At 39.4% G+C, this 15,969-nt stretch carries 14 protein-coding genes and 1 tRNA gene; 3 read left to right on the top strand and 12 right to left on the bottom strand.

From position 1 onward, the window contains the following. Positions 1 to 31: 31 nt before the first annotated feature. Positions 32 to 2,167, bottom strand: a complete 2,136-nt coding sequence (locus tag AM305_RS03410; RefSeq protein WP_005823169.1) for an alpha-galactosidase — start codon at positions 2,165 to 2,167, stop codon at positions 32 to 34. An 82-nt stretch (positions 2,168 to 2,249) separates the two neighbouring features. Beyond that, positions 2,250 to 3,536 carry an MFS transporter gene (locus AM305_RS03405; protein ID WP_005823168.1) on the bottom strand — a complete coding sequence of 429 codons (1,287 nt, stop codon included), beginning with the start codon at positions 3,534 to 3,536 and terminating at the stop codon, positions 2,250 to 2,252. A 219-nt stretch (positions 3,537 to 3,755) separates the two neighbouring features. Here AM305_RS03405 and AM305_RS03400 point away from each other — a divergent pair, with 219 nt between their 5' ends. Further along, positions 3,756 to 4,751, top strand: coding sequence for a LacI family DNA-binding transcriptional regulator (locus AM305_RS03400; protein ID WP_005823167.1), 996 nt, complete (start codon positions 3,756 to 3,758; stop codon positions 4,749 to 4,751). Between the two features lie 139 nt (positions 4,752 to 4,890). On the opposite strand, the gene AM305_RS03395 is transcribed toward AM305_RS03400, so the two are convergent. The 10 genes from AM305_RS03395 to AM305_RS03350 all read right to left on the bottom strand — a co-directional run bounded on the left by AM305_RS03395 (position 4,891) and on the right by AM305_RS03350 (position 14,645). Further along, a tRNA-Asn gene (locus AM305_RS03395) sits at positions 4,891 to 4,966 on the bottom strand. A gap of 84 nt (positions 4,967 to 5,050) precedes the next feature. Further along, positions 5,051 to 5,797 (bottom strand): molybdopterin-synthase adenylyltransferase MoeB, encoded by a 747-nt coding sequence (gene moeB, locus AM305_RS03390; RefSeq protein WP_035293810.1) that lies wholly within the window; start codon positions 5,795 to 5,797, stop codon positions 5,051 to 5,053. Between the two features lies 1 nt (position 5,798). Next, the gene (gene moeA, locus AM305_RS03385) at positions 5,799 to 7,043 is read right to left on the bottom strand and encodes a molybdopterin molybdotransferase MoeA (protein ID WP_005823164.1); all 1,245 of its coding nucleotides are present in this window, start codon (positions 7,041 to 7,043) and stop codon (positions 5,799 to 5,801) included. Positions 7,044 to 7,143: 100 nt separating this feature from the next. Further along, a complete protein-coding gene (gene purF, locus AM305_RS03380) occupies positions 7,144 to 8,664 on the bottom strand; it encodes an amidophosphoribosyltransferase (protein WP_005823163.1) in 1,521 nt (506 codons plus the stop codon). Positions 8,665 to 8,675: 11 nt separating this feature from the next. Further along, positions 8,676 to 9,182 (bottom strand): CvpA family protein, encoded by a 507-nt coding sequence (locus AM305_RS03375; RefSeq protein ID WP_005823162.1) that lies wholly within the window; start codon positions 9,180 to 9,182, stop codon positions 8,676 to 8,678. A gap of 148 nt (positions 9,183 to 9,330) precedes the next feature. Beyond that, on the bottom strand, positions 9,331 to 9,792 hold the full coding sequence (gene rnhA / locus AM305_RS03370) for a ribonuclease HI (RefSeq protein WP_005823161.1): 462 nt from the start codon (positions 9,790 to 9,792) through the stop codon (positions 9,331 to 9,333). A gap of 113 nt (positions 9,793 to 9,905) precedes the next feature. Next, positions 9,906 to 11,237, bottom strand: coding sequence for an argininosuccinate synthase (gene argG, locus AM305_RS03365; protein WP_005823160.1), 1,332 nt, complete (start codon positions 11,235 to 11,237; stop codon positions 9,906 to 9,908). A gap of 419 nt (positions 11,238 to 11,656) precedes the next feature. After that, positions 11,657 to 12,679, bottom strand: coding sequence for a glycosyltransferase family 4 protein (locus AM305_RS03360; RefSeq protein WP_005823158.1), 1,023 nt, complete (start codon positions 12,677 to 12,679; stop codon positions 11,657 to 11,659). A 1-nt stretch (position 12,680) separates the two neighbouring features. Further along, entirely contained in the window at positions 12,681 to 13,442 is a 762-nt protein-coding gene (locus AM305_RS03355) for a glycosyltransferase family 2 protein (RefSeq protein WP_005823157.1), read from the bottom strand. A gap of 102 nt (positions 13,443 to 13,544) precedes the next feature. Beyond that, positions 13,545 to 14,645 (bottom strand): extracellular solute-binding protein, encoded by a 1,101-nt coding sequence (locus AM305_RS03350; protein ID WP_005823156.1) that lies wholly within the window; start codon positions 14,643 to 14,645, stop codon positions 13,545 to 13,547. Between the two features lie 232 nt (positions 14,646 to 14,877). Between AM305_RS03350 and grpE the strand changes: the two genes are divergently transcribed. Next, a complete protein-coding gene (gene grpE, locus AM305_RS03345) occupies positions 14,878 to 15,465 on the top strand; it encodes a nucleotide exchange factor GrpE (protein ID WP_005823155.1) in 588 nt (195 codons plus the stop codon). A 42-nt stretch (positions 15,466 to 15,507) separates the two neighbouring features. Next, complete coding sequence (locus tag AM305_RS03340) at positions 15,508 to 15,960, top strand: DUF441 domain-containing protein (protein WP_005823153.1); 453 nt, start codon at positions 15,508 to 15,510, stop codon at positions 15,958 to 15,960. The last annotated feature ends 9 nt before the right edge of the window (positions 15,961 to 15,969 follow it).

The following is a 15,969-nucleotide window of genomic DNA, read 5'->3' as shown; positions in this document are numbered from 1 at the left end:
TCAGGGCGAAAAATATTTCGCCCCTACATCTTTACACTCGGGTAAATTTCAGCAACATTGCAGAAGCAGGATCAATTAACGGTAAGCCTAATCCGACTTTGGCTAACCATTGGCTGTTAATGATAACTTTTTCGCCCTCTAAGGCTTTTACCATCCATTGTGGTAATTTTTTCATCAAATGCCCGAATTTTCCTTCGGCAAAATTACGAGGTAAATCGAGTATTTCTACTTGATAATCGCCTTCAGCTAAATACGGTAAACGTAACGCTTCTTGCCCTAAGTAATCCAACATTGCAAGTTGGCTGATTAAAACAACCGCTTGCGAGCCTTCTTTATTAACCACGCCATTCACAAGTGAGGCCGGATCTTTACGGTCTAGTCGGAACGATACGCCATTGTGCAATAACGGGCGTAAAGACTTATGCAACGCAATGTATTTTGCAAAGTTTTGGCGCTCTTCTTCGCCCTCTTTAACCGGATCAAGTTCTACGCCCATATGTCCGAACAGTGCCGTTAAGCCACGGAAATTTGCATCTAATTTTCGGTAAGTCGTATGACAGTGATAGCCTCCGATATGCGCTCCCATCACTTCCGGCGGATAGAAATAGCTAAAGCCACGTTGAATAGTTTGGCGCTCAAGAGCATCATTATCGTCCGAAGTCCAGAAACGTTGTGAGCGTTTTAAAATTTCATAATCGATACGTCCACCACCGGAAGAACACGCCTCAAACTCCACATTCGGATATTTTTCGCAAAGCACATCACATAAGCGATACAGTGCTTCAGTTTGTTTGGTAACAGCGGCTTTGCCTTCGTGTGCGCCTTGTACAATACGGCGGTTCATATCCCATTTCACATAGTCAATGTCGTGATTGCCTAACAACCAATCCATACGTTCGACTAAATAATTAAACACATCAGGATTGCAGAGATCCAACACATACTGATTACGCTCTGCAGGTTGATCGTAGCCTTTTACTTCCAATAACCAATCTGGGTGTTGTTGATAGAGTTTTGTCGGTTTATTAATCATCTCTAACTCTACCCAAATCCCGAATTGCATACCAAGCTCTTTCACTTGCTGAATAATCGGTGTTAAACCGTTTGGATATTTACGTTCATCTAAATACCAATCGCCTAATCCGCCAAAATCATCATCACGTCCGATAAACCAACCATCATCAATAATAAAACGTTCTACGCCCATTTCTGCCGCCGCTTTTGCCATAGCGATAATATGATCCGGTTTATGGTCAAAATAAACGCCTTCCCAAATATTTAAATGCACAGGACGTGTTTTTTCTTTCGGGAAGCGGACAATATGCTCACGGACATATTGATGGAATTGTTGGCTCATGCCGTTTAATCCTTCCGCTGAGAAGGTGCTATAAACCCAAGGCGTGGCAACTTCTTCATTTTGCTCTAGGCTAATTTCGCCGGCAAAATATAATGCTTCAAGCTGAACAGTACGGCGACCACGAATATCAATATCGGCACGAATACGATGGTTGCCACTCCAAGCTAAATGAAAGCCCCAAACTTGACCACTTTGCTCTTTAAAGCCATTTTCGCCGACCATTACAATAGGCGGATATTCGTGTGAAGTTCTACCCACTCGATTTTCTTGAATGAAACCACCATGTTTTAAAGTTTGGCGATTAAGCTGGAACTCTCTTACCCATCTGCCGTAGAAATTGCAAACTTCATCAGCAAATTCCGGTAATGGTAACGTTACCGCAAGGCGATCAACCGTATAGCGTCCTGCTTTTAAATTACGTAGTTTGTTACGGGTTTTTAGTACGGACGTTTTTTCATCTAGTACAAATTCGCTGATAAATTCTAATCCGGCGATGTCATCGATTTGGCGTAAGATCAAGCGGTCATTTTCTTGCTCAATTTTACTTAATTTGAATACCGGCATTGAGTCTAGACCATTGCGATGTCCTTCTAAACTACTGCTTTCAAAATAGCCTCGTCCGTTCTCTGAAATGAGTGATACAGGTACATCAATATCTAAGCCTCCATTGGTTACGCCTGCTTGTGAAAGCCAAGCACTTTCAGGGCTAAATGTGGAAAGTTTTTCTCCCCAATAAAGGATGCGAGGGTTATCTGATGCCTCAATAATAAGATCGTTTTTTTGACTAGAAAGACGGATAATGTTGCTCATATTATAAACTCCAATTCGATTAAATTCTTTGGCTTGTTTACGGGCGGGGATAACCCTCGCCCATACAAAATATTCCCTATATTTATGCCCCTACCGCATTACGGCGATGAAGCTGATAGCGCTCTTGCATATTCATTTTGCCTGTTAAGGTAAAGACGGAAAGTAAGGTAAAGCCAAGCGCAATACAGCCTAAAATAAAGTAGGTTTCTTGATAGCCAAATTTGTCATACCAGCTTCCCACCACTGATGACGCTAACATATTGCCCACTTGTTTAATGAATTGGCACGCCACCATATAAATCGTTGCTGAAAAATGAACTTCAAACACATTGCCGATATATTTGAATAAACCGACTAAATAGAATGGCACTTCAAACATATGTAAGGTTTTTAACACGACTACGTGCCACGCCTCCGAAGCGTAAGAAGAACCGATAATACGAATGGTCATAATAAAACCGGCGGTTAAAAGCGCATTTTTTGCTCCCATACGGTTAATTAAAAGTGGGACAAAGAACATAATGGCTGCATTTAAAAACTCGCCCATCGTGGTCACATAACCAAACATTTCAATCCCTTCTTCTTTGGAGTCAAAGAAGGTATTAAAGAAATTACCGAACTGTTGGTCAAAAATATCGTAAGTACACGCCACGCCCACCACATAAGCTAACAATGCCCAGAAGCGAGGAAGTTTGAATAATTTAATGGCTTGTGCAAGGCTGACCGGATTTTTATTTGCACCAAGTTGCGCCATCACAGAAGCGGTAGAATTTTGCTCTGGTTTTGCAAGTGCGACCAAAATCAGTAACACCACCGCACCGGCTGAACCTAACCAGAACACAGAATTAGGATCGCGGCTATATAAAATACCGGCAATCGATGCGCAAATCCCCCAACCGATCATTCCAAACATTCTTGCTCGTCCATATTCAAAATGACTTTGACGGCTAACACGTTCTACATAAGCTTCTGAAGCGCCTGCGCCCCCTGAGAAAACAAAGCCCATATAAACACCGCCTGTAATAGCCCCTAACCAGATGTTACTTTTTAATAACGGCGCAAAAATATAAATAAAGAAAGGTGCGTAGAAAACAAGTGCAACAGCAACCGCCCACAGTAAATGTTTTTTCACACCTAATTTATCGGTGACATAACCAAAAATCGGCTGGAAACAGAGCGCAAAAAATGACATTGCTGCAAAAACAATGCCTCGCTCTTCGCCACTCAAACCATTAATATCGCCCAACCAAATCCCTAAAAACGGATAACAGGTTGCCATAATAAAGAAGTAGGTAAAGAAATAACCGCTAAATACAAAGTAGTTACGGTTGCCCCAATAATAGGCTTTATTGGATGTACTTGTTTGCATATTGCACCTCATTAGGTTAATTTGATAGCAAAATGATAACGTTACCATTTTATCTTTCAAAGCAATTTTTGTTGAAAATGTGAAGAAGATCACACTTTTTAACGTTATCATTTCAATTTTGTGAACAAGATCACATTTTTATGCTTGTCAAAATAGCGTAGAAAATGCGAAAGTATCGTTAAATTTTAAAACCTTAACATTGTTGCCAAAGAGGACTATATGGCTTCATTGAAAGACGTAGCAAAACTGGCAGGCGTATCGCTGATGACCGTTTCTCGAGCGATCAACAACCCTGAACAACTCTCCGAAAAAACGCTCACTCGTGTTAAACAAGCCATTGAACAGCTTGGCTATGTGCCAAATATTGCCGCTCAAAAAATTCGTGGCGTAAGTAACAATACCATTGGTGTACTCTCTTTTAGCACTGCAACTACGCCTTTTTCTGTCGAAATTTTATTAGCCATTGAGCAAACTGTGCGAAAATACGGCTGGAACAGTTTCGTGATCAACGCTTTTGAAGATAATCCGCAAGATGTCGAACAAGCGGTGGACTTACTTCTCTCACACCGCCCAACCGCTATTATTATTACTCGACACGGCTTAAAAGAAATTAACGTGCCAAAACGCCTTGCAGCTTATCCTATGGTGTTAGCTAATTGTGTTACTCGAGATATTGAGGTGGCAAGCTATATTCCCGATGATTTTCAAGGTCAAGCAGACGTAATGAGTTTATTAGTGGAAAAAGGATATAAAAAACCACTTTGTCTTTATATTCCTCACAATGCCATTGCTGCCCAAAAACGGCAAGAGGGCTTACACACCGTCTGGTTTGCACAAAAAAAAGCTCATCCACTAACTGAGTTTTTCATGGACGAAAGCGATGACTATCTACACGGTGCAGATGAACTGAAAAAGTTGTTAGAGCAAGGGATTGAGGATTTTGATTATGATGTGATTGTTTGCGGAAATGACCGTATCGCTTTGCTTGCCTACCAAATGTTGCTCGCCAAAGGATTACGTATTCCCCAAGATGTTGCCGTTGTGGGGTACGATAATATGGTCGGTGTGGCACACTTATTTCTTCCACCGCTGACAACCGTCCAGCTTCCTCATTACGAAATGGGAAAACAAGCCGCATTGCATTTGATTGAAGGTAGAAAAGGAAATAATACCTATCCGATTGAATGTCCGTTAATTGTAAGAGAATCGTGTTAAAAAAGGCTGAAAAAAAGAAACCCCATAGAACACCTACGGGGTAAATTCTTTTGTTCTAATTCTGGAGGTACGAATCAACTGTTTTATAAAAGGAGACAAATAAAACAAGAACAAAAGTAAAAAACTAAAGGAAATTAGTTGGCTCCTCCTGCGGGACTCGAACCTGCGACATATGGATTAACAGTCCACCGTTCTACCGACTGAACTAAGGAGGAACAAAACAGGCGCTATGATAATCGAAATTTGTATAGCTGTCAAACTCCAAATGGAGAAATTTTAAATCTTTTCATTCTTTACAATTAAGATTGACATACGGCACAACTCGGCATTTTGGCTAGGTTCATCTCTCTGACTGAAAAATGCAAAGCATCAATGATAAATAATTTACCAGATAAATTTTTACCAATATTGAGTAAGATTTTAATCGCCTCCATTGCTTGCAAACTGCCAATTACCCCGACAATCGGCGCCATCACACCTGCTTCGACACAACTTAATGTTCCTTCGCCAAATAATTGGCTTAGGCATTGGTAGCAAGGCTCGTCTTTCTGATAAGTAAAAACAGAAATTTGCCCTTCAAATCGAATGGCTGAACCGGAAACAAGCGGTCGTTTTTGCTGAAAACAATGCAAATTAAGCTGATTACGCACTTCAACATTATCTGTACAATCCAAGACCACATCGACTTGAGCAATGAGTTCTGCCCACTCATCTTGTGCAAATTTTTTATGAATGGCTTGAATGGCAATATTCGGATTGATCGCCTGTAAACGCTTTTTAGCTACTTCGACTTTAGCTAAACCAATATCCGCATCGGTATATAGAATTTGACGTTGCAAATTGGATAAAGAAATTTCATCAAAATCAACCAAAATCAGCTTGCCAACACCAGCCGATGCCAGATATTGCGAAGCTGAGCAACCTAAACCACCCAGACCAACAATCAATGCACTGCTTGTTTTTAATTTCTCTTGTCCGTCAAAATCAACCGCCTTCAAACTAATTTGACGGTTGTAACGTAACATTTCATGATCATTAAGTTCCATACTATTTAAGTAAACTGTTGAAAGGTTGAATGGTAACTTTCTCGCCGGCTTGAACAGCGCCACGTTCTGCTTCTAACACAATGAAACAGTTGCTCTCATAAAATGCGCTGAAAATATGTGAGCCTTGTGTGCCAACAGGTTTCACTTCTAATTCACCACGCTCATTAGCATAATAAAAACCACGTTGGAAATCTTGGCGTCCCACTGTTTTTTTCAATGGTACCGCTGTACAAGCGGTTAAATTTGAGGTTAATTTTGCAATACTTTGCTCATTCATACCGGATAAATGCGCTAAAGCAGGCTGAACAAGTTGGTAGAAGGTTACCAAAGCAGAAACCGGATTACCAGGTAAACCAAAGAAAATGATTTGTTTGGTATTCTCTTGTCCCAATTTACCAAAAGCAAAAGGTTTGCCTGGCTTCATCGCAATTTTCCAAAACGCAATTTTGCCTAATTTTTCCAATACATCTTTGGTAAAATCGGCTTCCCCCACGGAAACACCGCCACTGGTAATTAAAATATCCGCCTCTTGTTGCGCTTGCATAAATTTCGCTTCAAAGATTTGTGGATCATCAGGCAAAATACCGTAATCAATGATTTCACAATTTAGTTTTTCTAACATCAAACGTACGGCAAAACGGTTAGTATCATAAATTTTACCTTCCGTTAATGGCTCGCCTACGCTTGTTAGTTCATCGCCCGTTGAAAGAATAGCTACCTTTAGACGAGGGAAAACCGGCACTTGTGCAATCCCCAAAGAGGCTAATAAAGGTAAAGTTGTTACATTGAGTAAACTTCCTTTCGCTAAAACTAATTCTCCTTGTTTTACATCCTCCCCCACTCGGCGAATGTTTTGCCCAAGTTTAGGCATTTTGCAAAAAATAATCTGATTATCACCGCTTGTTTCGGTTTCTTCTTGCATCACAACCGCATCACAACCTTGTGGGATCATCGCTCCCGTCATAATGCGAACACACTCGCCTTGCTTTAACTCGCCATTAAAGGGATTGCCAGCAAAAGATTTACCGATTTGCGTGAGTTGATTTCCTTGTGCTAAATCGCTTACACGAACCGCATAGCCGTCCATTGCGGAATTATCAAAACTTGGAACATTAATTGGCGAGAAAATATCTTCTGCCAGAATACGGTTTGCACACGCATTTAAGGCTAAAGTTTCGGTTACTTTAGGTAAAGGTAGCTGCTGCAACATCTGTTGTAACGCTTCTGCTAAGGGTAAAAGTGCCATAATCCATCCTCTTTGTCATAAAGAAAAGGGCGTATTAACGCCCTTAATTTCTTTTAGTTTACCCGATTTTCATAAAAATTCGAATGATCTTCGAAAGATTTTATGAACTGATATTGTGAATTTCTAAATTCGTTGCTTGCGTTGCCGCCTTGCTTTTGGCTTTATCATTACGTGCTTGTGCAATCGCTTCTAAATAATCTTGACCGACATCGCCCGTAATATATTCGCCCGTGAAAACTGAAGCATCAAAATTTTTGATGTTTGGATTTTCTGTTTGTACCGCCTTAAATAAAGAAGAAAGATCTTGGAAAATCAGTTTATCAACACCAATGATTTCAGCCACTTCTTCCACACTACGTCCATAAGCCACAAGCTCTTGGCTGGTTGGCATATCAATTCCATAAACATTAGGGTAACGGATCTCAGGTGCAGCAGAAGCGAAATACACTTTTTTAGCACCTGCGGCACGAGCCATTTCAACAATTTGCTCAGATGTTGTACCACGTACAATTGAGTCATCCACTAAAAGGACATTTTTCCCTTTAAATTCAGACGCTATTGCATTCAATTTACGGCGAACCGAACTTTTACGTTGCGCTTGCCCCGGCATGATAAAGGTTCGAGCAACATAGCGATTTTTTACAAAGCCTTGGCGATAAGGTTTATAAAGGACGTTCGCAATACGTACCGCAATATCATTTGAGGTTTCAGGGATTGGGATAACCACATCAATTTCATCCACTAAGCGTCCCCATTCACGTTTGATTTTTTCGCCCAACAGCTCGCCCATATGGACACGTGCGCCATATACCGAAACACCATCAATCACAGAATCCGGGCGGGCAAAATAGACGTATTCGAAAATACATGGGTTAAGTGTCGGGTTTTCTGCACAAATGGCAGAATGTACTTGCCCGTCAAAGGTAATGTAGATTGCTTCGCCAGGTAATACATCTCGCTCAAACTCAAAGCCCACGATATCTAGCGCCACGCTTTCAGAGGCAAACATGTATTCTGTTTTGCCATCCAATACACGTTTTCCTAAAACAAGCGGGCGAATACCAAACGGATCACGAAATGCGACCATACCATGCCCAATGATCATAGCGATACAAGCATAAGCCCCTTTGATCACTTCATTCGTTTTACGAACAGTTTCAAAAATGTTTTCTGGTGTGAGATGTGCGGTAGGATATTGATCAAGATAGTGAGCAAAAATGTTAAGTAGCGCTTCAGAGTCTGAGTTAGTATTGACGTGGCGGCGAGCTTCGTTAAAAAGACGCTCTTTTAGTTCTGCGCTGTTGGTTAAATTGCCGTTATGAACCAAGGTTAAACCGAATGGAGAGTTTACATAGAAAGGTTGTGCTTCCGATACACTTGAGCTACCTGCGGTTGGGTAACGTACATGACCAATACCAGCATTCCCTTGCAAACGTAACATATGTTCTTGGCGGAACACATCGCTTACCAGCCCATTTGCTTTTCGTAAGCGGAATCGATTTTCTTCATCGATAGTGACAATACCGGCGGCATCTTGTCCACGGTGTTGAAGTAATGTTAATCCATCATAAATCGCCTGATTCACAGGCGATCCCCCAATAATGCCGACAATGCCGCACATAAAATAACCTCTTATTTTGTGGAATTTAAGAAACTGGAATTAGCTTGCATCTGATCAAAGAACCATTTCACAATAAAATCAAAATGCGGAATCAGTTGAGATTCTTTCCATAATTCACTTTGACTTACTGATGTAAAGGTATCTAAGAAAAATAATGCTGCGGCAACAATAAGAATACCTCGTAAAGCACCAAATGCACCGCCTAAAATACGATCGGTGGTTGATAAAATACCTGTTGTATCAATAATTTTGCTTAAAAGTGCGTTGATCACACCGCAAATTATCAATACCACAATAAATAATCCCCCAGCAGCGACACCGTTACGCAAGTATTCTGAATTTTGAAGGTAGATAGAATTAACTTGTGTGAGATAACCGCTTAAATAAGGATAAAACGAACTTGCGACCCAAAAGGCAATTACCCAGCCAGCCAATGAAAGTGCTTCACTCACAAAGCCTCGCCAAAGGCTAACTAAAATAGAAAATGCAATAAGTCCGATAATAATGATATCAACCATAAAAACCTCAATGGGTCAAAACGACCGCTATTTTACAAAAAAAGAAAACGTTTGCGTAGTGCAAACAAGCTAAAAAATGGCAATTTTTGCCAAAAAATTTAACAAACGATTATTTTTATAAATTTTAATAAAAATCTGACCGCTTGTATTATTCAGCATTATACCCAATATCTTCCAAAGTGGGATTATTTGCCCCAGCCTTTGCCAGTTCATCACAAATTTCATTTTCACGATGTCCGGCATGACCTTTAACCCAATGCCATTCCATTTTATGATGCTGGATTTCCATATCTAGAGCAATCCATAAATCTTGATTTTTAACCGCTTTACCGTTCGCTGTTTTCCAATTATTACGCTTCCAATTAAAAATCCATTTTGTAATGCCGTCTTTCATATACTGGCTATCTGAATGTAAATGCACTTGGCAAGGTTCCTTTAACATCGCAAGGGCTTCAATAACTGCGCGAAGTTCCATGCGGTTATTGGTCGTTTGGAAATAACCTTGGCTAACCGTTTTTTCATGCTGATTATATCGGAGCAATATGCCTATTCCCCCTTTGCCCGGATTACCTAAGCAAGAACCATCTGTAAAAATTTCGACTTGTTTCATTTGATTTATCGATACTAACAAAAGTGCATCAGTATATAACTTAATTATAAAAAAAGAAAATCGCCCCAAATTAACCTTTGAGGCGATTTTGCTCTTAATTTTAAATAAAAAGATTATTTTTGACCTAATTGTGGCACAACTTGGTTATTCGCAGAAATTAAACCTGTTTCGGTATAAATCGCTAATTTACCACGTGTATCCACGATATCTAAGTTACGCATTGTTAATTGACCGATACGATCTGACGGTGTAAATGGCGCATCTTCTACTTTTTCCATACTTAAACGTTCTGCTTCATAAGTTAAGTTTGGCGATTCAGTATTAAGAATCGTGAAGTCGTTACCACGGCGTAATTCTAAAGTTACAGTACCGGTAATTGCTTTTGCTACCCAACGTTGTGCTGTTTCACGAAGCATTAATGCTTGTGGGTCGAACCAACGACCTTGGTATAATAAGCGACCTAAACGTAAGCCGTTAATACGGTATTGTTCAATCGTATCTTCATTGTGAATACCGGTTACTAAACGCTCGTAAGCAATGTGTAATAATGCCATTCCCGGTGCTTCATAAATACCACGAGATTTTGCTTCAATGATACGGTTTTCGATTTGATCTGACATCCCTAAACCGTGGCGACCACCAATACGGTTTGCTTCAAGAATTAACTCAACAGCATCTTCGATACGTTTGCCGTTTAATGCAACCGGCACACCTTCTTCAAAGGTAACAGAAACTGTTTCAGGTTTGATTTCAACCGATTCGTCCCAGAACGCTACTCCCATAATTGGTTTCACAATTTTCATTCCAGTACTTAATTCTTCTAAATCTTTCGCTTCGTGCGTTGCACCTAGCATATTTGAGTCGGTTGAGTAAGCTTTTTCAACAGACATTTTGTAGTCAAAACCGTTAGCAATTAAGAATTGCGACATCTCAAAACGACCACCAAGTTCATCAATAAAGAGGTTGTCTAACCAAGGTTTATAGATTTTTAATTTTGGATTGGTTAATAAACCATAACGGTAGAAACGCTCGATGTCATTGCCCTTAAAGGTTGAGCCATCGCCCCAGATGTTTACATCATCTTCTTTCATTGCAGCAACAAGCATTGTACCGGTTACCGCACGACCAAGTGGCGTGGTATTGAAATAAGGGATACCGCCCGTTGAAATATGGAATGCACCACATTGAATAGCTGCAATACCTTCGTGTGCTAATTGCGCACGGCAGTCAATTAAACGTGCATTTTCTGCACCGTATTCCATCGCTTTTTTCGGAATTGCGTTGTAATCATCTTCATCAGGCTGACCTAAGTTTGCTGTATATGCGTAAGGCACTGCACCTTTTTTACGCATCCAAAGTAATGCTGCTGAAGTATCTAAACCGCCTGAAAATGCGATACCTACTTTTTGACCTAACGGGAGAGATTCTAAAATTGTTGCTGACATACGAATTCCTATAAATTTTGAAAGTAAAAAATAATTAAACGCAAACGCTTGCGCATGCATTCAAGGAAAATATTCTAGCTGAAAAGCGTTAAAACTTCATCTAAAATTTACTGACCCGACTTGCAAAGTTTTTCCGAAATTTAACCACTTGATTTAAGGCTTGACCTCAATTTCTGCTTGGTGTACCACTGCGAAAAAAAGTTCATCTATCTCCTCATTTGTTATAGCAATACAACCGTGTGTCCAATCTTTTAACAAATGTCCTCCCCGATATTATGGACAATCAAAGGCGTGCCGTCTGCGGGTTTTTATCCGATACAATACCGATATAAGATAAATTTTCGGCAATTACCAAGCCATAATATCCCTAGCTTGGAAAGTAGAAGATAAGGCAAAGACAGTGTTTGTCAAATTATCAATTATTTTTTAATAACTTTCCGATAAATCGCTTCATATTCTCTCGCCATTCTCTGTGCGGAAAAATCTTTTTTTGCCAGATAAGCGGTAATATTTTGGCGTAATTCTGCAAAACAGGTAGGTTCGGCAAGTAGACGATCTAAAATAGCCTGATACTGCTCAATTTGATTTGGGCTTACTAAGAAGCCTGTTTTCTCTTGTTCAATGATCTCAGGAATACCACCTGTTGCGTGAGCAATACTTGGGACTTGGTATTGATAACCTTCTAAAATTACCATACCCAAACCTTCCGAATGAGATGGAACAATCAGTAAATCCACATTTTTTAACACACTACCGATGTATGGTGTAAAAGGAATAAAGTAGATATTATTGAATCCTTTTGATTGAATTTTTAGCTCATTTTCTAACTCGCCTGCACCTACCAAGTAAAAGTATACATCAGGATTTTGTTTAGCAAGCTCAATCGTTAGTGGGAAATTTTTTACAGTTTGGAAATTACCAATATGGGCAATTTTAAGTGAATGTGGTGGGTTAGCAAAAAATTGTTGTTCAAATTCTTTGTTTTCTTGTAATGGCTTTAAACAGCCGTAAACTGTCTGAGCATTTGGGTTTAATTTTGCCAAATTTTGCGTTATAGATTGGCTCACACCAACCAGCATATCCGCATTTTCATAGGCTTTTTGTGAAGATTTACGTTTAAACGCAAAATTAACTTGGCGAGTAATCACGCTTATAGTTTTAAAAAAACGTTTAAAGATTCCGGCAAAATGAGCCCCTCGACCATCTAAAGCATGAACAATCAGATTTTTCTCTGATAAAGCGAGCTTAATGGCACTCCAAAGACTGATAACTTTTACTTCCGGTAAATTTTGTTGGATACAAGCGGTAAGTTTTCCTGATTTTTTTCCTAAAAAATAACACTGATATCCCTCTAAATTCTTGATTAGTTGCTCGGTATAAAACTCACCGCCACCGAATCCCTTTGCCATATTGATAAATAAAACCGCCTGTTTTTGCGACATATTATTTCCCCTGTCCTCTTACCCACAGATCTGCGTATTTATTAAAGACTGATTGTGCCGAAAGTACTGCCAGCAGCAAACCTTGTTTACCGTCTAAAAACCCTTTTTTCAGAAGATACATTTTCACAAAACTGCTTAACGCGTGGCTAAATGCACTAAAGAGGGACACTTTTTTCCCTTGTTTGACTCGTTGTGTTGCCCATTCTGAGCCATAATGTGCTGATTTAGTCAGATAGTGGGTAATATTTTTATAAGTAAAATGCAATAAATTACCTTGTAATTTTTCAACTTTGGTTGCTGAATCAAAGACGACCTTTTCGTGAACAAGCGAATCGTTGTAACGAGCAATCGTTGTCGGATACAGACGCACTACATAATCCGGATACCAGCCGGAATGACGAATTTGACGACCAAATACCTCACTTAATCGACCAATTTTATAAACGGTATTTTGTTCATCATTTTTGACCGCTTGTAAAATACTATGCTTTAACTCCGGTGTTACTCTTTCATCAGCATCAAGCCACAGAACATAATCACTGGTCACATATTGTTGAGCTAACTGGCGCTGTTTACCAAATCCTTGCCAATCAGCATTGATATAAAATTTTGCATCATATTGCTCTGCAATTTGTGCTGTTTCATCTGTACTTCCACTGTCTAAAATCACAATTTCATCAACCCAGCCTTTTACCGTATCAAGGCAAGCAGCTAGATCTTGAGCTTCATTTTTGATAATCATTGCAACACTTAATGTTGGCATACTTTTTTTCCTACTTTATCAATTTATTGTCGCTATTGTACTTCATCTAAAATAAAACCCCAAAGATTTCTCTTTGGGGTTTACTGTTACTTAAACATCAGATTATTTTGATGCTTTTAACTCTTGGTAGTATTTTTCATAAAGTTCAATTGCATCGCCAACTTCATCTTGCCATTGAGAAGATTTTAACACTTCTGCTGTTGGATAGATTGCAGGATCTTCTGTGATCTCTTTTGGTAATACTTTTAATGCTTCAACGTTAGAAGTTGGATAACCAATCGCTAATGTTAATTTTTCTGATGCTTTTGCACCTAATAAGTAGTTAATTAACTTATGAGCGTTTTCTTTGTTTTTAGCATTCGCTGGGATTGCTAATGTATCCACCCATAATACCGGTCCTTCTTTCGGGAAGACCATATTGATTGGCGCTTGCTCTTTCTTCGCAATACGTACAGAACCATTCCATAATTGACCTACTGAAACTTCACCTGAAATAAATGAGTTTGCAGGGTTATCTGATGTGAATGAAAGTACGTTTGGACGTAATTTTTTCAACTCTTCATAAGCGGCTTTAATTTCTTCCGGATCGCGAGTATTTGGATTTTTGCCTAATTTTAATAACGCAATGTTAAATACTTCACGAGCATCGTCTAATAATTGTACTTTGTTCGCAAATTCAGGTTTCCATAAATCACCCCAAGAAGTGAACTCTGTACCGTTATAGTCGTTTGTATTAAATGCGATACCCGGAGCACCTAATAATTGAGGTAATGAGTATTTGTTACCTAAATCATAAGGCTTATTTAACCAATCTTGGTTTAATTCTTTAATAACAGGAAGTTGAGCGTGATCTAATTCCGCTAACATACCTTCTTTAGCCATTTTTGATACGAAGTAGTTAGATGGTGCGATAACATCATAACCGCCATCTTTACCTTGTAATTTTAACTTCGCATACATTGTTTCGTTTGATTCAAGGCTAGAAACTTCAACTTTGATACCAGTTTCTTTTGTGAATTCGTCTAATAAACCTTCAGGAACGTACTCCGTCCAAGTATATAAATGAACGGTACCTGCGTTAGCTGGTGCTGCTTTAGACTCTGCTGCCGGAGCAGCTTCTGTTGTTTTTGGTTTTTCTTCATTACATGCTGTTAATGCAAATGAAGCCACGCCTGCAGCTAATAAACCTGCTAATTTTTTCATTTAAGTTTTCTCCGTTAAGAAAAAAAAGATAAAAGCGGTCGGATTTCTCCGAAAATTTACGAACCTTTCACGCCGAAATTGTCAATGAAAGTTAGGGGCGATTTTAAGGCAAGCCCTACATTTTGCAAGCACTTTCTTACCTAAAATAAAATTATTTTTGCCTTTTCCTTGAATTTCAGTAATTTATCGCTATATTAAGGCAAAATTTGTCTTTTATATAAGAGGATTAAGTATGACAAATCAAACTGAAACCACACAACAAGAAGAAATGAACACTATTCAAGAAGGAACCCAAACAGAACAAACTCAAGAAGAACAAATCGTTGAAGTGAATCCGCTTGAAGCGGCAGAAGCTCGCATCGCAGAATTAGAAAGCTATATTTCTGAAGCCGATGCACGTGAAAAAGACATTCAACTTCGCGCTCAAGCAGAAATTCAAAACATTCGCCGCCGTGCAGAACAAGATGTTGAGAAAGCGCACAAATTCGCTTTAGAGAAATTCTCTAAAGAACTTTTAACCGTTGTTGATAATTTAGAACGTGGTTTGGCAGCTTTAGATAATGCGGTAACGGATGAGAAAACCCAAGCACTAGTCGATGGCGTAGAAATGACCCATAAAGAATTCATTTCAACCTTAGCAAAATTTGGCGTTGAAGCGGTTGGTGCAGTAGGCGAAGCATTTAATCCGGAATTACACCAAGCGATTTCAATGCAACCGGCTGAAGGCGTTGATGCAAATCATATCAGCACTGTATTACAAAAAGGTTACACCTTGCAAGGACGTGTACTCCGTCCTGCAATGGTTATTGTTGCAGCATAATACCTACGGGCGGATTTTCCGCCCTCATTTTTTATTAAGATCATGAACTTATCATTTAATCCTATCGCCCTTTTTCTTGTTGCCCTTATCTTGCTTGGCGTATTGGGAAATAATAATTCCATTACCATTTCCGCTACCGTCTTACTCTTAATGCAACAAACAGTTCTAAATAAATATATTCCTCATTTAGAAAAATATGGGCTTACTATCGGCATTATTATTTTAACCATTGGCGTTCTTAGCCCCATTGTTTCAGGTAAAATTGCGCTACCAAATTTGGCGACATTACTAAATTGGAAAATGCTACTGGCAATTCTTGCCGGGATCTCGGTAGCTTGGCTTGGTGGGCGAGGCATCAACCTAATGGGTAATCAACCTGTCCTCGTAACAGGATTACTAATTGGCACGATTATCGGCGTCGCCTTCTTAAAAGGTGTACCTGTCGGTCCGTTAATTGCGGCAGGGATTTTGTCGCTGGTTGTAGGAAAATCATAATTTAACATT

It is taken from the genome of Actinobacillus minor NM305 (assembly GCF_000175195.1).
GTDB classification, from domain to species: Bacteria; Pseudomonadota; Gammaproteobacteria; order Enterobacterales; family Pasteurellaceae; genus Haemophilus_A; species Haemophilus_A minor.
Note: the sequence above shows the minus strand (reverse complement) of the source record. Positions and strands in the feature narration are given on the sequence as shown.